The organism is Flagellimonas sp. S3867 (assembly GCF_014698935.1).
GTDB lineage: Bacteria > Bacteroidota > Bacteroidia > Flavobacteriales > Flavobacteriaceae > Flagellimonas.
This window is the reverse complement of sequence record NZ_JACVMN010000001.1, coordinates 521,648-541,988: the sequence shown is the minus strand read 5'-3', so window position 1 is coordinate 541,988 and position 20,341 is coordinate 521,648. Positions and strand designations below refer to the sequence as shown.

The following is a 20,341-nucleotide window of genomic DNA, read 5'->3' as shown; positions in this document are numbered from 1 at the left end:
TGCCAAAAGCACTTTTTATTTCAGATAAAGAGGTGCTAAATGTCATGTTTTAAGAACAAAGAAATTGGGATTTTTATACACTAAACATTAGGGTTATGAAGGTATACGATGACAAACACATAAAGAACATTGTTTTTGTGGGTGCCCACAACAGCGGTAAGACCACCTTGGCCGAGACCATGCTTTTTGAGGCCGGCCTGATCAATAGGCGAGGTACGGTGGAAGGTAAAAATACGGTATCGGATTATCATGAAATAGAGCACCAGAGAGGTGCTTCTGTTTTTGCTACCCCTTTGCATACCGAATGGCGCAATTATAAGATCAACATTATAGATACTCCGGGCCTGGATGATTTTATTGGCGAGATACTTTCTTCCATAAGGGTGGCGGATACCATTGTGACCGTTGTAAATGCCCGTCACGGGGTGGAGATAGGCACCCAGATCATCTGGAACCATATTGATCATTACAATAAACCCACCTTGTTTGTCGTAAACCAGATAGACCATAAAAGTGCCAATTTTGAGGATAGTTTTAAGGAAATCAAGGAATTGGTGGGCAATAATGCGGTGAAGATTCAATATCCCTTGGTCGTTGATGGAGCTCAGTGCATTTTGGATGTATTGAAAATGAAACTCTACAAATTTCCTCCGCAAGGCGGAAAGCCCGAAAAATTGCCCATACCGGAAGATCAAAAAGAGCTGGCCGACCAATTGCACAATGAACTGGTGGAAAAAGCTGCAGAGAACGATGAGGATTTAATGGAACTATTCTTTGAAAAAGGAACACTGAGCGAGGACGAAATGCGCCAGGGTATTAAAGCTGGGATGCTGAACCATGAACTTTTTCCCATTTTCTGCGTATCCGCACTTCAGGATATGGGCAGTGGAAGGCTAATGGGCTTTATTGACAATGTGGCCCCCGCTGCGGCCGATTTAAAACCGGAGCAGAGTGTGGAGGACAAAACCGTTTTGCGTACAACAGAAGCTCCAACGGCCTTGTTCATTTTTAAAACAGTGCATATGCCCAACTTGGGGCAGCTAACTTTCTTTAAAGTAAAATCCGGGGTGGTCAATGCCAATGATAAATTGGTGAATTCCAGAACTGGAGAGACCGAGATTCTGCACCAACTCTTTATTATGGATGGAAAAAAACGGGAACCCGTTTCAAAATTGATGGTAGGGGATATAGGTGCTACCCTAAAACTGAAATATACAGAGACGAACGATACGCTGTACAAGCAAGGTCATAAGTTGACCATAAGGCCCATAATTTATCCAGAGCCCAGAACCAGTAAATCTGTAGTGGCGTTAAAGCAGGCCGATGAAGAAAAATTGAGCGATGCTTTAAAGAAACTCCATAGTCAAGACCCCACGGTGGTGGTTAGCTATTCCAAAGAATTGAAGCAACAGATTTTGGGCTGTCAGGGTGAACTGCACTTGGCAACCATAGGATGGATACTTGAAAATGGCTATGGGGTAAAAGCGGAATTTGAACAACCAAAGATTGCATACAGGGAGACCATAAAACGTTCTTCAACGGCCAATTACCGTCATAAAAAGCAATCTGGTGGGGCAGGGCAGTTTGCTCAGGTACATCTAAAAATTGAGCCCTGGTACGAGGGCATGCCAGAACCCGAAGGGTTCAATATTAGAGGAAAGGAAGAAGTGGCGCTACCATGGGGTGGTAAATTGGTTTTCTATAACTGTATTGTGGGTGGGGTAATCGACATTCGGTATTTGCCGTCTATCAGGAAGGGAATTTTAGAGGTGATGGAGTCAGGTCCGTTAACAGGTTCGTACATAAGGGATGTACGGGTTATGGTCCACGACGGGCGGATGCACTCCGTGGATTCGAACGACATAGCCTTTAAAATTGCAGGTGCCCATGCCTTTAAGGCTGCATTTTTAAATGCCAAACCCAAGTTGTTAGAACCCATTCGCGAATTAACTGTAAAAGTACCTGAAGAAATGGTGGGCAGTGTAATGACTGATCTACAGTCACGCAGATCTATCATCCTTGGGATAGACAATGCGGATCGCTATCAAATCCTCAAATGCAACACCCCAGAGGTAGAGCTGTATGGGTATTCCACCAACCTGCGTTCGCTTACACAGGGCAAGGCCACTTTTAATTCGGTGTTCTCTTCTTTTGAGACGGTCCCCGACAATATTCAACAAAATTTGGTGAGGGCCTAAATTGAAGTATATATAAAAGTTGCCTGTAAACTTTCATTAAAAGGCAACAGAATACTTTCTCGGTTACAAAATGATTTTTTACTCTGACGAAATTATCATTTCGACAGCCTTTGTTGGCTTTCTACTCTTATTTAGCCAATAATTGTAAACGAAAAGTTATGTTTAAAAAATATCGGGTCCTTAAATGGATATCCCTTTTTATTGTCTTTTTAATAGTAGGAATAGTTTGTTTTGGTTTTTGGTTTAAAAGTCTATTACCTCCGATGGATCATAGCGTTGAATTGGCAACAGTAAATGATTTACCTTATTTATCAGAAAACATCGTATCACACAGAGGTAAGATACTGGCGGTGGTTACGAGTATGGATATGATGGGAGATAGTGATAAAACCACAGGGTACGAATTAACGGAGTTGGCGCGAGCGTATTATGTATTTACAGCCAATGGTTTTGAGGTGGATATAGCAAGTCCAAAAGGAGGGAAGCCACCTGTGGTTATCGATGATGAAGATATGGGGGCTTTTGACTTCGCATTTTTAAAAGATTCAATTGCACAAAATAAAACAAGCCATACCATTGCTATGGAAGATGTTGTTGCAGAAGATTATGAAGCGGTTTTTTTTGTGGGAGGAAAAGGAGCGATGTTCGATTTTCCCGATAATAAAGCAATTCAATCCTTGGTAAAAAATTATTACCAGTCCAACAAAGTTGTTGGAGCAGTATGTCATGGACCCTCAGCTTTGGTCAACGTGAAATTGGATAATGGACATCATCTATTGGAAAACAAAAACGTTAGCGCTTTTACCAATAAAGAGGAACTGTTGTTAATCTCCGATGCGAAATCAATATTCCCTTTCCTTTTGCAGGATAAAATGATTGAACAAGGCGCAAGGTTTAATGAAGGTGGTATGTATTTGGATAAAATTAGCCACGACCGTAATTTGATTACAGGTCAAAACCCTTGGTCAACCTGGAGCTTGGCAGAGCGGATGGTTCAGCAATTGGGGTATACCCCAAAATATAGGAAAATAACTGCTGAGGAAAATGCGATGAAAGTTTTACTAGCTTATGAGAAACATGGGAAGAAGCAGGCAAGGAAAATGATTGAAACCCTACAAAAGGAAAAGAAATCCATGGACAGGATTTTATTGGCAAAACACGGTATAATTTCCGTAATGAAAGGTCAATTGGGTGATTTTCCCAATCTCATTGGTTTAGTTTCGTATGCCAAAAAATGTGAATCCCAAACAGAGAAAATATAGGTAAATTTGGAAAAATAGTTTCTTGAGCTTATCGGATATACTTCTTGTCATAATTAGCAGTGCAGGTCTTTTACATGGAATAGCATTTGCACTTTACCTATGCTTTTTTAAGAAGAAAAAAACAATATCCAATTACATATTGGCCTTAATTCTGGTTTTTATGGCCTTTAGAATAGGTAAGTCTGTTATGCTGAATTTTGGCAACGATTTAGAGCCCGTATTTATTTTTACGGGCTTGGCTTTTTTATTGCTGATAGGTCCATTATTGCGCTGGTACGTTTCAGGAATGACCACGGTTGCCTTTAAATTGCCAAAATATTATGTCATAGAATTAATACCATTTGGGTTGTTGTTCTTGGGAAGCCTCTTTGTGACAAAAAATTGGTTTGAAACCAATAGCAAAGAAGTTGTTATCATTTTTGGCAGTGTTCTTATCTTTATTTATCTCCATTTCGCCTTTTACATTTTTAACGCCGCAAGAGCAGTTAGAAAAGCAAAGCGAAACTTTCCGGTTGAATTGAGAACAAAATCCCAAAAAGCAATTCTAACTTGGTTAGGTCTTGTGATTATGGGTTTTGTAATTATTTGGATTTCATATTTTTTAAATATTATTGAAGATACCGTTCCCTACATAACAGGACCAATTATGTACTCCATGGTGGTTTACTTTCTAAGTTTTAAAGCATTTCAACATAAAGTGACAGATATAGACGGAAATGTATTTAAAAAGAATGTCGATTCGGGCCTGTTCAACCAAATAACCACACTTATAGAATCGAACAAGCTCTATCTGGAACCAGATGTATCACTTTCCAGTCTTAGTAAATTGATCAGTATAACAACACAAAAGGCTTCGGAAATCATTAATCAACATGCCAAGCAAAATTTTAATGATTTCATCAACCATTACAGGATTCAAGAAGCAAAAAAACTACTTGTGAGTTCGGATAGCGAGAATTACACCATTGCTTCCATTGCTTTTGATTCCGGTTTTAGCAGTTTATCTTCATTCAATAGTGCCTTTAAAAAATTTGAAGGAATTACACCTTCTATCTATCGGGAAAACAATTCCCGTTCCAAATAGTATTATAGAAGTAGATTTTCCATTTTTTGATCTTTGGTCAAACAATAAAGGGCAAATATCAATTTGTAATCCCTATAAGCCTTGTGTTGATTACTTTCAGATTTAATTACTAAAAAAAATATGGATTTCACCTATTTATTGTTTTTGGTGTTGGCATTTCAATCACTTCTGATTGCTATTCTTTTTGTATTTCGAAAATCCAACACAAAATACACCAACATTCTTTGGGCTTTCTTTTTATTGATTACTTCTTGGATGTTTATCTTAACCGTACTATTTTGGACGCAATTGCTATTCAATGGGCAACGTGCCCATTTCGTTCTAACATATTATATCCCCCTTTCATCTTTTGCCCCTTTGTTCTTTTTCTATATTCGAAAGATTATCACAGACAAATCGATAAGTTTAAAGAAAGACTTTTGGCACTTTATCCCTTTGATATACTCCGTAACTGCAATAAATCCTTTTTACTTCTTCTTAGGCACCAACAAAATGAATTTGTTTTTGAATGGTGAAGAAAGTGTAAATGCATATCAGTTATTTCCATTTGGTTATTTTGATGCTATTTTGGTTCTCATTATGGTTACCTATGGGATTACTATTGTAAATAAATACTGGAAAACGTACAAGGGAAATGGGAATCTAAGAACTTGGACCCGGGCAATTATCTTGGTATTTCTTGGTTGCGTATTTAGTTTTACATTGTATTACGGATTGTATTTTTTTGGTTTTCTATCCTCGGAACAAGACTATGGCATTATACTTTTCCTTCCAATTTTGGCACTTATAATTACAATTTTTGCGTTTAATTATAATACAATTTTTAACGACACGCTAGTTGAAAACGTAATCCCTTCCGTTAAATACAAAAAGACAGGACTTTCTAAAAATTATTCTCTAGAACTCAAAGGCAAACTGGAAGCCTTGATGTTAAATGACAAGCCACATTTGAACAGTGAATTACGATTGGATAATTTGGCCGAACTTTTGGGTGCGAGCAGACACCATGCCTCGCAAATTATCAATGAGTACTTTGACTCTAATTTTTTTGATTTCATTAATTCGCATAGAGTTGCTGAGGCCGTAGAACTTCTGGAAATTAAGAAAAAAGAAGTCACCCTATCTGAGGTGGGCTACTTAGCTGGGTTCAACAATACAGTTTCTTTCAATAAGGCTTTCAAAAAAAATACGGGCCTCACTCCTTCCAAATACCGTGAACAGCTTTTGGACACAAATAGAGTTTTTAATTATTAACGGCAAAAATCGAAAGGTTTATAAGGCTTTGCATTTATGAGTTATCATTTATGTTGTTTTACCCCGCAATTGTAAAGGTAAGGTGGTGAGAAGCCTTACTTCTTGGGAAAAAACACGTGTGTTTTGTTCTCATTTTAGAAGTTATTTTGAATTAGCTATCAAAAGCTTCACTCCCACCTTCCTTTCTCAATTGCGCTAACTCAATAATTTTTAACGAAACTCAAATTCTATGAAAGTAAAAAAACTGCTTAGGGTTTTGGTGCTATTTATTTTTTGCTGCACCTCTTCCCTTGCCCAGGAGAAAACAATTAGTGGTACAGTTACGGATTCCTCCGGACTGCCATTACCTGGGGTCAACATTGTCGTCGAAGGTACCACCAACGGTACCCAAACAGATTTTGATGGAAACTATTCGATCAGTGCCAGTCAAGGTCAAACACTTCTTTTCACCTATATAGGGCAACGACCCGCAAGTAGGGCAATAGGCGTTGAGAGTGTAATCAATGTCCAAATGGAGGACGATACCCAAGCCCTGGAAGAAGTGGTTGTTACCGCTCTTGGTATTAAAAGAGAGAAGCAGGCGCTGGGTTATGCGGTTACCGAGGTAGGTAGCGAAGATCTTGAACAGAGACCAGATGGTGATGTCGCCAGGGTCCTTCAAGGTAAGGCTGCCGGGGTACAAATAACAAACCAAAGTGGTCTTTCCGGTTCAGGTACAAATATAATAATTAGGGGGCTTTCAACATTCAGCTCCAGTAACCAAGCGCTGTTCATTGTAGATGGTGTCCCTTTTAGCACCGATACCAACTCACAAGGTAGACAGGGTGCCAGAAACGACTTTGTTAATGGAAACAACGGATCTAGTAGATTCCTTGACCTTGACCCCAATAGTATCGAGAGCGTAAACGTTCTTAGAGGTCTTGCAGCCGCCACACTTTATGGTTCGCAAGGTAGAAATGGAGTGATTCTTATCACAACCAAAGGTGGTTCAAGCGGAGCTGCTGGTCCTAAGAAGACCGAGATTACGGTAAATTCATCCATCTTCTTCAACGAGATCGCATCACTTCCAGATTTTCAGAACGAATTTGGGAACGGATTTGACCAAGCTTTCGGGTGGTTTTTCTCTAACTGGGGCCCAAGCTTCAGAAGAGAGGGGGCAGCAGGATGGGGAGGTCAGGCAGCCATTGATGACAACGGTACATTGGCCCACCCATACTCAACTTCAACAGCCGCTGTTCAAGCCGCATTCCCTGAGTTCCAGGGAGCCAGATATGACTGGAGACCCTATGACAATGTCAAGAACTTCTTCAAAACAGGAACGGTCGCCAACACTTCCATAAACGTTAGGGGAGCTTCTGACGATGGAAAGATAGGCTACAACGTAAACTACGGTTACCTTAAGGATAACGGTTTCACACCCAACAACAGTGTTACACGTAACACCCTTTCGGTAGGTGGTAGGGCCAAATTGAGCAACAGGTTTACGGCAATGGGGACCTTGAACTTTGCAAGGACGAAGTTCACATCACCTCCTGTAGCATTGAGCCAAGGTAACGGTTCCACTGGTACTGGTTCGTCAGTGTTCGGTCACCTTTGGTTCACACCAAGGAGTATCGACGTTCAAGGATTGCCTTTCCAGAACCCTATCGATGGTAGTAGCGTCTACTACAGACAGACCAATGATATCCAGCATCCCTTATGGACAGCGAACAACGCTGGAAGTTTCCAGGGGACCAATAGGGTATTCGGTCAGGCCTCCATCCAGTATGACATCAGCGATAACCTAAATCTAGTATACAGAGCTGGTATCGATATCTATAGTGAGAACAACACCAACTTCCAGAATAAGGGTGGTATCGGTGGTGGAGCCAGAACGGTGAGCGGTTTCTATGAAACTTGGAACAATACCAACACCATCTGGGACCACAATGTTCTTATAAATGGTGATTACGATGTCACTGACAAGATCGGGACCACCTTCAACGCGGGTGCGACCTCAAGACGTGAAATTTTTGACCAGAACGGTGTGGCCAGTGATGGTCAACAGGTGTTCAACGTGCTGAGGCACTTCAACTACTTGAATCAGAACGAAATCCAGGCATTTGTAGAAAGAAACTTAGTAGGGCTTTACGGACAGGTTGATTTTGACTATGACAACTGGGTATATATGACCTTTGCAGGACGCAATGACTGGGTATCGAACTTCTCACAGGAGAATAGGACCCAGTTCTATCCATCTGCCAGTGTTTCGTTCATACCGACCGCTGCCATCGATGGCCTGAAGTCGGAGAACATACTGAACTACCTGAAAATCCGAGGAGGTATCGGGGTATCAGCAAACTTTGAGTCTTCTGCCTATCCGATCGCAAGTACACTTATCTTGGACACACAGGATGTACAGGACGGGTCAGGGGCCAATATAGTGACTAACGAAGTGGGAGTTAGAACAGGTAATCCAAACCTCAAGCCTGAGACCTTAGAAGAAATTGAGATTGGTTTCGAGTCCCGCTGGTTGGACGGGCGCATCTCTTTGGATGCTTCGGTATACAAAAGGAACACTAATGATCTTATCTTGGATAGGCCATTGGATCCAGCAGCTGATCTTGGAACTAGAGTTGTTGCGGTGAATATTGGTGAGATTGAGTCCAAGGGTATAGAGGCCGATTTGGGCATTAAATGGTTCAGGGGTAAAGAGGAAGGGGACTTCAGCTGGGAGACCAACCTTAACTTTACCGCCTACGAGACAACCGTACTTGACCTTGGTCTGGATACAGATCAAGTTATATACTCAGGTTTCGCCAACCTTGGTAACGCAGCGCTTGTAGGGGAGCCATTGGGCGTGTTCTTCGGTAGCCGTATCCTAAGGGATGCCAATGGGGACTTTGTAGTGGGCGCTGATGGTAACTACGTACAGGATCCCGACGATGACATTATTGGTGATCCAAACCCAGACTGGGTGGCAAACGTAAGGAATAATATCTCCTATAAGAACTTCACATTAGGTTTCCAGTGGAACTATACACAGGGTGGTGATATCTACTCTAGTACAATTTCCACACTTATGGGTAGGGGAATGATTACGGAGACCATCGACAGAGAAGATACATATGTGCTTCCAGGTGTTGATGCCAACGGAAATATCAACAACCTGCAGATTAACAACTCCACCTTCTGGTTCAGCAATATCCTTTTTGGACCAAACGAACTACAGGTATACGATGCAACCACTGTAAGATTGCAGGAGGCATCATTGAGTTATTCGCTGCCAAAGAAGTTCTTGGACAAGACCCCATTTGGAAATTTGACCTTTACGGCTTCCGGCAACAATCTATATTTCAGAGCCATCAACACTCCTAAAGGTGCAAACTTCGATCCCAATACCACAGGTCTGGGTGTATCCAACGGAGCTGGTTTTGATTTTATCAACGGACCTAGTGCGAGAAGATATGGTCTTAGTGTAAAGGCAACATTCTAAGAACAAAAAATTAAAAGATAATGAAAAGAACAAGTACAAATATATTTACAGCATTTTGCGCAGTGGCGCTAGTGTTGATTTCCTGTGAGACCACCGAATTGGATCTTACATCGAATCCCAATGCTCTGACTCCAGATTTGGCAAGTGCGGATTTCCTTTTGAACTCGATTCAAGAGGACTTCGTGAGACAATTTGAAGGGGATGCGGACAACGACCCTAATGATAACTGGGCATCGGGTGGTAACACTACCGGTGACGGTTTCAACGAACTTGGAATGGAACTTACTCGTATCGTTAATATGGCAGGCAGGAACTATGTAAGCGCCTATCAGGGAAGTGATATGTCCGATGAATGGTCCAATGCCTATAGAATTTTGGCCAACATCAGGACAATGGAACCATTGGCAACCGAAGCTGATCTTACGCATCATATCGGGATAGGACAGTTTATAGAGGCCTATCTGTTTGTGACCATGGTGGACTTCTTTGGAGACGTTCCTTATTCCGAGGCGTCCATTGCTGATGATAATTTCAACCCTGGACCGGATTCGGGGGCATCCATTTATGATGCCACGTTGGTATTGTTGGATCGGGCTATTGCAAACTTCAACAGTAATCCTTCAGCTAAGCCACTGACGGATTTCTATTATGGAGGTAACGAAAATCAATGGATAAGGGCCTGCAATACTTTGAAGATGAAGGTCTACCTCCAGAGAAGATTGGTCGATGGTGGTGCATTGGCAAATTTCAATGCCATTGTGGCCAGCGGGAACTATATCGATGATACCATGGACGACCTTATCTTCGCCTGGGGAGCGACTAGTCCCTCTCAGCCAGATAACAGACACCCACGGTACGGTATCAACTATACCGATTCAGGTGCAGGGGAGTACATGTCCAACTGGTTGATGAACCTGATGGACACCACTGACGATCCCAGAATCCGTTACTACTTTTACAGGCAGAACGCTACTGTTCCTGGCGAGGATGGTACAGACCCTGATGAGCAAACACTCACCTGTTCTTTACAGGCTCCACCGCAACATTATATTAATGGAGGTTTTACCTTCTGTAACCTTCCCAATGGCTATTGGGGACGTGATCATGGCAATGCCGAGGGTACCCCACCGGACGGTCTTATTAGAACAGTATATGGAACCTATCCAGTGGGCGGCAAGTTCGATGATGACTCTTTCGCCGCTATTGGACTGGTGGCAGGTGCCACGGGGGCAGGTATCTCCAACCTTTTGACCGCATTTGGTGCCGACTTCATGATTGCAGAGGCAGCAATGGTCTCTGGAGATGCTGTTGGCGCCAAGGCAGCGATGCTTGCTGGATATGACAAGTCGGTTACCAAGGTACAGGCATTTGCTTCCACAAGATTGGCTGGTGCGGACGCCTCCTTTGAGCCGACCGCTACCGACATCTCAAATTACAGGGATTCCCTTGATGCGGCTTGGGATGCGGCCGACGCCAATGGTCGGTGGAACATCCTTGCAGAACAGTACTGGATTGCAAGTTTTGGAAACGGGGTGGAGCCATACAACTTCTATAGAAGAACTGGGTTCCCAACGACCCTACAACCGAACTTAGAACCGAACCCGGATGTTTTCATTCGCTCCATGTATTACCCTACAAACTCGGTGAACAACAACTCGAACATCAATCAAAAAACCGATCAACAACAGCCTGTCTTCTGGGATACTGCTGGGGTTCCTGCGGCTAACTAATAAAAAAGGGCAATGAAAATAAAATTTGAATACATGAAAAATTTAAGATTATATATAGTGTTGGCATTTGTGGGCCTCGTAACTTCATGTAGCGAGGATGACAAGGTGACCGTCGAAATACAAAATACTGTTCGAAGGGGCGCTGTCCTAAGAACTGTATCCACAGAAAGCTCTAGCTTTAATATATTGGATACAGAGGCTTTCTGGGAAGTTACAATCGAGGAACAGGATCATGAGGATGGAGACCTATTGTCTAATGTTGAGGTTTATGCTGGTTTTGTGGACAATACTCCAGACAATGGGACCACGACCAAAACAGAGACCCTGTTAAAATCGGTGGCTGCCTCAGCATTTTCATCCGGTCCCAATGGACTTCCAAGAGTGAGTATTAAGGTTACATTGGCTGAAGTAACTGGAGCTCTAGGTTTGTTAGAAAGCGAATATGAAGGAGGTGACCAAATTGCCTTCCGGTTGCTGCTTAACCTATCGGATGGAAATTCATTTACTGATATTGATGCAACTGGCAGGGTGTCAGGTGGTTCATTCTTTTCTTCACCATATTCATACAGGGCTTCACTGGTTTGTCCCAGTGATTTGGCTGGAGACCATCCATATGTGTCTAGTAACTTACAAGCTGCCAATGGTAATCCATGCCCGGTAGGCGATGTTGAAGGAACAGTGACTTTTACAGATCAAGGTGGAGGAACATATTTGGTTTCTGATCTTGGGTTTGGACAATATCCGAGTTCTTGCTGGAGTGACGGCCCCGCCACAAGTGTTGCTGCAACCTTTGTGGATGCATGTGGGCTTATTACGAGCGGCGGACTTGACCAGTATGGACTTACTTATATTTGGGTAATCACCGATGTAACTGGATCTGAGCTATCCATAAATTGGTCCAATGATTATGGTGATAGTGGTGATGTTATTATATCTAGGGAAGGTGGTGCCGATTGGCCCGACCTTTTCACTCAATAACTATTATATCCATTACCCTTAATTAAAGGACAACAGCCTCTGGGAATTTTCCAGAGGCTGTTTATTGTTACATCTGGTTAACCAATATTTAGAAAACCTCCTAATAATGAAAAAGTTATTCATCCCTATTTTTTGGCATATAATATATCTGTTGGTGTTTTCATGTTCTAGCGACAATAATCCATCTGCTATGAACGATGACCTTGGTTCACGGCCGCTCCCAGACCTTAAAATTGTGATTCCCTCTTCCAATACAGTTGGTGTTTTAAAAAAAGAAAGTGGAGTGTTTGATGGCTATACTCTTTTTACAATCCATAAAGACACATACCTAATTGATCACTGTGGAAGAGTAATCAAACATTGGGTAAGTGAATACGAAAGAGGAGGAGGATTCTATCTTTTAGAAGATGGCTCACTTCTAAGAGCAGGAAAAATAGAAAACCCTAACCTCCCATATGGGGGCTTAGGAGGCATCATCGAAAGGTTTGATTGGGATGGAAATTTACTATGGGACTACACTCTTTCGACACCTATGTTAAGTCAACATCATGGTCTTTACCAACTGCCAAATGGAAACATTCTTACTTTGGTTGCAACTCGCAAGACAAGCGACGAAGCTATCCAGGCCGGCAGGGATCCCAATAATCTAGTGGACGATGAACTTTTCAACGAACAAATTCTAGAAATTAAGCCTATCGGTAATAATGGAGGGAACATTGTCTGGGAATGGAATGCATGGGATCATTTGGTACAAGATTTTGATGATACTAAAGACAACTTCGGCAATATATTTGATAACCCTCAACTTATCGATATTAATTTCACGGGGACAACCAATTCAACTGGGGTAAAAGACTGGTTACACTTCAATTCGTTGCAGTACAATCAAGATTTCAATCAGATTATTCTGAGTTCACAAAAACTGAGTGAAATCTATGTCATCGACCATACAACCACAACAGAAGAGGCTGCCAAAGGTTTCGGGGGTACATATGGCAAAGGAGGCGATATACTATATCGTTGGGGAAATCCTATTGCCTATGATCATGGAACTGAAACTGACCAAATCTTGTATGGTCAACATTTTCCGCATTGGATTCCCAAAGGTTTTCCCGATGAAGAAAAACTGTTGATTTTTAACAACGGTTTGGGAAGAGACACCAATTTTTCCACCGTTGAAATAATTACCACACCTTTGGATGGTTCTAATAATTATACTTACAATACGGGTATTGCTTATGGTCCGACTTCAACAGATTGGACCTATGCCAATCCTGACGACCCAACATTGTTTTATTCAAGAATAGTATCCAGCGCACAGCGGTTGAAGAATGGCAACACTCTTGTATGCGAGGGTACTAAGGGGAAGTTTTTTGAAATTGATCCTAACGGAGAAATTGTCTGGGAGTATATTAATCCTGAAAAATCTGATGGAACAATTGTTAACCAAGGGGAAGAGCCTGTAAGTAATATTTTTAGGGCCCTAAGGTACAGTCCAGACTATCCAGCTTTCGCTGGGAGACCATTGATACCAGGAAATCCCATTGAGCTGAATTTTAATATTGGAAATTGCCAATAATGAAGTAAGTTGATTCGTATAAGCCAATTTTCGTTCTTTTTCTTGTCGCCAAATAGAGATAAATGTTTTCGTAAAAGGCTATTTACGAGCTGGAAGTTCCAATAGGTGAGATTGTATTGAACATCTGTAACTTACATTCCGAAATACATAACTTAATTTAAGTTATTGTAAATAAAAAAGGGGACATCTATATGATGCCCCTTGTTATTTATAGAAACCTGTTTATAAATATGAAGTAAGAGGGATACACTTTTCTGCCAAAAGGGCAGTAGCGAACCACTTTGTCAAATGCTAAAAACCTCATTTTTAGCCCAGCAAGTATACGTTGTTTTAGGCATGGTTATTGCCAGAAATGATTCTTGAATTTTATAACACCAAAATAACGTACAATACCTCATGAATCTTAAAACAACTTGCTTTACCCTAACCCTAATAGCACTTCTTGGATCCTGTTCAAATGATGATGACAATTTAGATTCTGCCATAGAAATTTATGTTCCAGATGCCCAATTTGAGAAACGTTTGATCAGTCTTGGCATTGATACCGATGGGAAAACAAATAAAAAAGTACTGAAATCAGATGCTGTCAATGTAGAATATTTGGATTTGTCCAGTGAAACCGTTTCCGAGGAAATTACGGATTTAACAGGTATTGAAGGCTTTACAAATTTAAAAAGGTTGTTTGCAATAGGAAACAGGTTGTCAACGATAGATCTAAGTAGAAATATACACCTTGACACCCTTAATTTATCCGGAAACGATCTTTCTACAATTGATTTAAGCAATAATACTCAATTGGTGATGCTAGATTTAAAAGTGAACGATCTAACTTCAATAACAGGTTTATCTGCGGCAACAAATCTGAAATGGTTGAATCTATCCTTTAACTATTTTGAAAATTATACCATTGAAAATCCAAGTTTGGAAAACATTCTGATGAGTAATAATTTATTAGAGTCGTTTGACCCTAGCATAGCGACCAATCTAGAGAGCCTATATATCTTGATCAACAAAATAACCCATTTAGACCTAACCCATAATACTTTATTAGAGACTATAAATGTCGGGGACAACAAATTGACCCAAATCGATTTCGGACCCAAAGAGCATCTTACTTACTTATCTTGTTTTAGCAACCTATTGAACAACTTGGATGTTAGCAATTTTGATAAACTGAATTATTTAAGTGCAAACAGAAATCAAGATTTGGAATGTATTCAAATTCAAAATGGGCAAGAAATCCCTACACTTAAGCTATCCGATTACCAGCAAACCAGCGTAAATTGTAATTGATGGTTAATAAAACATCCTAATAAGGGTTAATATTTAACTGTAACAGTTTGATTTTTAATGACTCATTAGTTAAACAACTAAAGACCACGTCATGAAAAATTTCTTGCGCCATTCACAAACCCGTTTAATTTTTCACCCTTTTCCCCTCTTTGTTTTTTTGATATTATCATGTCAAAACCCGAAAGAGAATAGCATGGTCACAACGGATGATGCGATTGCTTATGCCATACCCATCGATGCCATAAACTTGGATGGTGACCTGTCGGATTGGCCAAAGGACATGACCCTATACAAAATCCAAAATGCCGAGCTTGGTGAAATCCCGAAAAGCAATGAAGATTTTCAAGGCAATTTTCGCATTGGTTATAATGTAGGGCAAAGCGAAATTTACATAGCAATGGAAATCTCTGATGAATCCCTGGTTATTGAATCACCTGATGTGTCTTTTTGGGACAATCAAGATGGTCTAGAATTATACATCAATGAAAAAAGTTTAAAATCGGGTTCACCAATTACCCAATACAGCGAATATGGCAATGATCGTAATGCTTATGGAGCAAGGACGGCGTGGGATAAGGTTGAGATGGCAAAAAATGTAACGGAAAATGGTAAAACTGTGGAGTGGAAGGTAAAGCTAGACAAGCCAATTGAAGAAGGCATGTCCTTAGGAGTTGATTTGGTAGCGATTGACAAAGATGATGATGACACTTTTACCTGGCTCTCATGGGGAAAGGGTACACAAAAATTAACGAATCCAGATAGATTGGGCAATGTGATTTTTATAGCGGATAATACTGAAATTGGAAGGGTTAAAGGTAAGGTGAACACCTCTAACCTTCAAGCAAAACCAATACCCATAAGTGTTAGAGTGAGCAATACGGAAAATGAGAAAATGTGGGTTCAGACTATTGTCGATTCCACAGGAAATTTCTCCCTTCCCTTACCCTTAGGTAATTACCAAATTGAAGTTCCAACGAAAATTGTGGAACTCGATTACCGATTCCATAAACTAGCTCCAACGGAGCTGATAACTTTTGCATTGGGAAAAGATGGCCACGATCCTATTCCTACCCTTGAGGTTAAAATGCTTCCTGAACCCGAAATAATTCCAGCAAAAGGATTGTTACATGACTTCAATAATGAGTCTAAAGAACATGTGGACGAAATAATTATGGCGTATCAGGCGCATTATAACATTCCAGGTGTGTCCTTGGCCCTGATTAAAGAAGGCAAAGTGGTCTATCACAAAACATATGGGGTAAAGAACTCCGTGACTAAGGAACCGGTCGATGAAAAAACACTGTTCGAGGCCGCCTCGATCACCAAACCTGTTTTTGCCTTTGTAGTTCTGAGATTGGCTGACCGTAATATAATCGACCTTGACAAACCGTTGTATGAATACCTACCATTTGAACAGCTTGCGAAATATCCAGAGTACAAAAAAATAACAGCAAGACATGTATTGATTCATCGGACCGGACTACCAAATTGGGGCATTGAAATGATTAATGAGCCGGGAGAAAAATATGGATATTCCGGGGAAGGCTTTGAATACCTTAAACGTGTTGTGGTAGAAATTACCGGCAAACCAATAGAGCAAATTTTAAATGAGGAGCTAATCGCCCCCAATGGCCTCTACCATATGGAATTTAGTGATAGTGAAGCCTTGCGAGAGGTTGTATCTGATGGACATGTGGGTAATCACCCTACCAATTGGGGCATTCCCCAAGAAGCGGGCATGGCCTTTAGCATGCATACAGAAGCTAAAGCCTTTGCCCAATATGCCCTTACCATTTTGGAAAGAAAAGGATTGAAACCGCAAACATATTCCGAATTTTTAAAGATTCATACCGAATCGAATCCAGAATTTTGGAATTACCCGGATAAGGCTGAAGGTGCGGGACTCGGTATTTTCATTCGCAAAACAGATTTTGGTGATACTTTTTACCATGGCGGAAACAACGGGGATTTCAAATGTCAGTTCGAAGTTTATGACAAATTGAAAATGGGCTACATAATATATACCAATTCGGATACAGGGAGTGAACTTACCATGGATGCTTGGCAAATATTTGTTGAGGGGAAAAAAGAAGAGAACTAGATTGGGAATTTGAGTATATTAGATACAGATTAATTTCATGCTTATGAAAATGTTTATCTATATTCTCTTAATACTGACAACCGTTTGGAATTCGGAAAACCATGTTGCCACGGTTGAAAACGATAAATTTCCGCTGATTGGTATATGGATAAGTGAAGACAATCAAACTAGAGGCATAACAAAATGTAATATTCAGTACAAAAACGGGCACTTCATTGTACATGTATGGGCTTCATGCTCTCCACAAGATTGTGATTGGGGCGAAAAAGCGTCAGATCAGGAAAAAAATGACATTGAAAAATTTAATTTTATTTGGGATCATGAATTTGCTGAGAGGGATATGGTGTTTGAACTAATCGCGGGAAAACTCAAAATAACTACTACAACAAGTTTTAAAGATAATTCCGATAGACCTACTCGCACAAAAGTTGAATATTTTGTAAAGCAAACTGACCGATTATAGTTTTATCCGAAATGAGTTCATTTACTAATTAAATCAACATCGGGGATACCTTAGAAATCAATATTTAGTTTAAATTAATTTTAAATGGCAACAACTCCTGAACATGACGACAGAATTGCCAGAATGATATTTGGGTCAGTATACCCACATTATCTCTCCAAAGTTGAAAAAAAGGGCAAATCTAAAGAGGAACTGCATCAAATTATTACTTGGCTCACTGGTTATGATGATAAGCAGATTCAAAAATTGATAGCTGATAAAGTAACTTTTAAGGCCTTTTTCGAAAATGCAGAACTGAATTCAAACGTCAGCTTGATTAAAGGAGTGATTTGTGGCTACCGGATTGAAGAAATTGAAACCCCGATTACGAAACAAGTGAGATACTTGGATAAATTGGTTGATGAATTGGCCAAAGGCAGAAAGATGGATAAAATTTTACGGAAAATATAAATTTCAATGCACCATAATGTTCTTTGGAATGTTTCTCCGCCTACCCAGAGCAAACCTTATTTGTCTAAGTTTCTTGAAAAGTTAAACTTTTGATTCTTTACTGGTTAATAGTTGTAAACTACTGTTCTTCATAAGTAGAACAACGTCGTTTGGATAAAAAGAGGTTGGATTATATGTGAAAGCCCTATTTTCATCACCTGTTAGCCATGGGATTCAATAGCACTTTTTACCATTCACGGGATGTTGGCATCCTACTTCTTGTCATGGGGCTTGGGGTCTTTCTTGGGAATGCCCAGAAAAAAAACGCAGATTTCCGATATCATATTCGTAAAACAGTACATCCCATTAGTATTGATGGGGTAATGGATGAAAAGGCCTGGCAGGAGACCGATGTAGCAGATGATTTCTTCATGGTTTTGCCGATGGATTCGGGAAGGGCAAGAGAAACTTCCGAAATACGGATGGCCTATGATGACAAAAACATTTATTTGGCTGCAACCTTTTTTAACAGCGTTCCCGCTAAATATTATGTGGAATCACTACGACGGGATTTTTCCTTTGGAAAGAATGACAACTTTTTACTCTTTATCGACCCCTTCAATAATCAGACTACAGGTTTTTCTTTTGGTTCCAATGCTGCAGGGGCACAGTGGGACGGTACCATGTTTGGAGGAGGAAGTGTGGATTTGAATTGGGATACCAAATGGGTTTCCAAAGTAAAACAAGACCCAGACAAATGGGTAATAGAAATGGCCATCCCTTTTAAATCGATTCGATATGAGGGTGGAGTTACCGAATGGGGCATTAATTTTAGTAGGCTAGACCTAAAATCGAGTGAAAAATCAAGTTGGACACCAATACCAAGGCAATTTCCCACGGCATCCTTGGCCTATACCGGAGTGTTGGTTTGGGATGCACCCCCACCAGCACCAAAAACCAATATTTCCGTAATTCCATATGTACTGGGAGGTGTTACTCAAGATTTTGATGAAGAAAATACTTTTCAAAAAAGGGTAGGGGGCGATGTAAAGATCAGTATTAGTTCTTCCCTAAATCTAGATTTGACGGTAAACCCTGATTTTTCGCAGGTGGAAGTAGACCGTCAAGTAACCAATTTAGACCGATTTGAACTGTTTTTTCCAGAAAAGCGACAGTTTTTCTTAGAAAATGGAGACTTGTTCGCAAATTTTGGATATCCTACAATCCGTCCTTTTTTTTCCAGACGTATCGGATTGGGGGTGCCCATACGGGCAGGAGCTAGGCTAAGTGGTAATTTAAATGAGAAATGGCGTTTGGGTGTAATGGATATGCAAACATCCAGCATTGACGATGTTGGGCGTCCCAATCAGAATTTTGCAGTATTGTCATTACAACGAAAGGTATTTAGCCGGTCCAGTATTGGGTTGATGTTTGTGGACAAGGAATCGCTTCGTTATCCACAGGATGCAGATTCGTTGCGCACCCAATTTCCCAAATTCAATCGCAATCTAGGGTTGGAGTACAATTTGGCATCTTCAAATAACTTATGGACAGGTAAGGCCTTTGTTCTTAAATCCTTTTCTCCAAGCCGAATAGATGGAAACGGGCTAACCCAAGCCGCACATTTGGAGTACAAAAGCCGTAAATGGAATTGGGGAATTCAAGAGCAATCGGTTGGAGAAGATTACACGGCAGAAGTGGGTTTTGTACCTCGGAAGGATTATGTAAATATAAATTCCTTTTTAGGGCATACTTTTTTTCCAAAAAGTACAGAAAGTAGGGTGTTGAGTCACGGACCAAAATTGAACACGAGCTATTTTTTGAATAAAAGATTAGAGCGAACGGACAATTTTAACGAATTGGAATACCTATTAAGTTTCCGAAATCGGAGTAGTTTTGAGGTTGGATTGGTCAATGAATATGTTGAATTACTAGCTCCCTTTGACCCTACACAATCCGGCAAGGATTCTTTGAACATAGGAACCAAACACCGTTGGAACGCTGTACGTTTTGATTACCGCTCCAAACCGCAAAGTATGTTCACCTATACGGCAGGAGGGCGTTTTGGTGGTTATTACCTTAATGGTAAACGCATTAATCTTAATGGAGAACTGGGATATCGCTTTCAGCCCTATGTAAGCCTAAATGCAAATCTTAGCTATAACCATATTAGTTTACCGGCACCTTGGAACAACACTGAATTTTGGTTAATCGGTTCTGAAGTGGATGTCACCTTTACCAACAAACTGTTTTTCGCAACTTTGTTTCAATACAATGAGCAGTCAAGAAACTTTAATCTCAACTCCCGTTTTCAGTGGCGGTATAAACCAGCCTCCGACCTCTTCATAGTTTATACAAATACGCAATTATTGGACCCCAATATTGGAAAAAGTTGGTCGCTTACCTTAAAATTTACACATTGGTTTAATTGGTAGGGAGTTTTTATTCATCCCGTATTATGCAATTGAATTTTACGCTTAGAAAAGGACAGGCCC

13 protein-coding genes are annotated in these 20,341 nt (G+C 40.6%); all 13 read left to right on the top strand.

Annotated features, from left to right (window positions below):
* The first annotated feature begins 95 nt into the window (after nt 1-95).
* The 13 genes from IAG46_RS02445 (at nt 96) to IAG46_RS02385 (ending at nt 20,281) form a co-directional block, all read left to right on the top strand.
* Nucleotides 96-2,198 (top strand): translation factor GTPase family protein, encoded by a 2,103-nt coding sequence (locus IAG46_RS02445; RefSeq protein ID WP_190808731.1) that lies wholly within the window; start codon nt 96-98, stop codon nt 2,196-2,198.
* A gap of 263 nt (nt 2,199-2,461) precedes the next feature.
* Nucleotides 2,462-3,460, top strand: a complete 999-nt coding sequence (locus tag IAG46_RS02440) for a type 1 glutamine amidotransferase domain-containing protein (RefSeq protein WP_223826554.1) — start codon at nt 2,462-2,464, stop codon at nt 3,458-3,460.
* Nucleotides 3,461-3,620: 160 nt separating this feature from the next.
* Complete coding sequence (locus tag IAG46_RS02435) at nt 3,621-4,544, top strand: AraC family transcriptional regulator (RefSeq protein ID WP_190808729.1); 924 nt, start codon at nt 3,621-3,623, stop codon at nt 4,542-4,544.
* 120 nt (nt 4,545-4,664) lie between these two features.
* Entirely contained in the window at nt 4,665-5,798 is a 1,134-nt protein-coding gene (locus IAG46_RS02430; RefSeq protein WP_190808728.1) for an AraC family transcriptional regulator, read from the top strand.
* 229 nt (nt 5,799-6,027) lie between these two features.
* Nucleotides 6,028-9,273, top strand: a complete 3,246-nt coding sequence (locus IAG46_RS02425) for a SusC/RagA family TonB-linked outer membrane protein (RefSeq protein WP_190808727.1) — start codon at nt 6,028-6,030, stop codon at nt 9,271-9,273.
* Nucleotides 9,274-9,293: 20 nt separating this feature from the next.
* Nucleotides 9,294-11,003, top strand: coding sequence for a SusD/RagB family nutrient-binding outer membrane lipoprotein (locus IAG46_RS02420; protein ID WP_190808726.1), 1,710 nt, complete (start codon nt 9,294-9,296; stop codon nt 11,001-11,003).
* 33 nt (nt 11,004-11,036) lie between these two features.
* Complete coding sequence (locus IAG46_RS02415; protein ID WP_190808725.1) at nt 11,037-11,981, top strand: hypothetical protein; 945 nt, start codon at nt 11,037-11,039, stop codon at nt 11,979-11,981.
* A 106-nt stretch (nt 11,982-12,087) separates the two neighbouring features.
* The gene (locus IAG46_RS02410; protein WP_190808724.1) at nt 12,088-13,560 is read left to right on the top strand and encodes an aryl-sulfate sulfotransferase; all 1,473 of its coding nucleotides are present in this window, start codon (nt 12,088-12,090) and stop codon (nt 13,558-13,560) included.
* Between the two features lie 396 nt (nt 13,561-13,956).
* Nucleotides 13,957-14,853, top strand: a complete 897-nt coding sequence (locus IAG46_RS02405; RefSeq protein ID WP_190808723.1) for a leucine-rich repeat domain-containing protein — start codon at nt 13,957-13,959, stop codon at nt 14,851-14,853.
* A 193-nt stretch (nt 14,854-15,046) separates the two neighbouring features.
* On the top strand, nt 15,047-16,954 hold the full coding sequence (locus IAG46_RS02400; RefSeq protein WP_190808722.1) for a serine hydrolase: 1,908 nt from the start codon (nt 15,047-15,049) through the stop codon (nt 16,952-16,954).
* Nucleotides 16,955-16,997: 43 nt separating this feature from the next.
* Entirely contained in the window at nt 16,998-17,417 is a 420-nt protein-coding gene (locus tag IAG46_RS02395; RefSeq protein ID WP_190808721.1) for a hypothetical protein, read from the top strand.
* Between the two features lie 84 nt (nt 17,418-17,501).
* A complete protein-coding gene (locus IAG46_RS02390; RefSeq protein ID WP_190808720.1) occupies nt 17,502-17,867 on the top strand; it encodes a DUF2200 domain-containing protein in 366 nt (121 codons plus the stop codon).
* Between the two features lie 206 nt (nt 17,868-18,073).
* Nucleotides 18,074-20,281 carry a carbohydrate binding family 9 domain-containing protein gene (locus tag IAG46_RS02385; RefSeq protein WP_223826553.1) on the top strand — a complete coding sequence of 736 codons (2,208 nt, stop codon included), beginning with the start codon at nt 18,074-18,076 and terminating at the stop codon, nt 20,279-20,281.
* Nucleotides 20,282-20,341 lie beyond the last annotated feature (60 nt).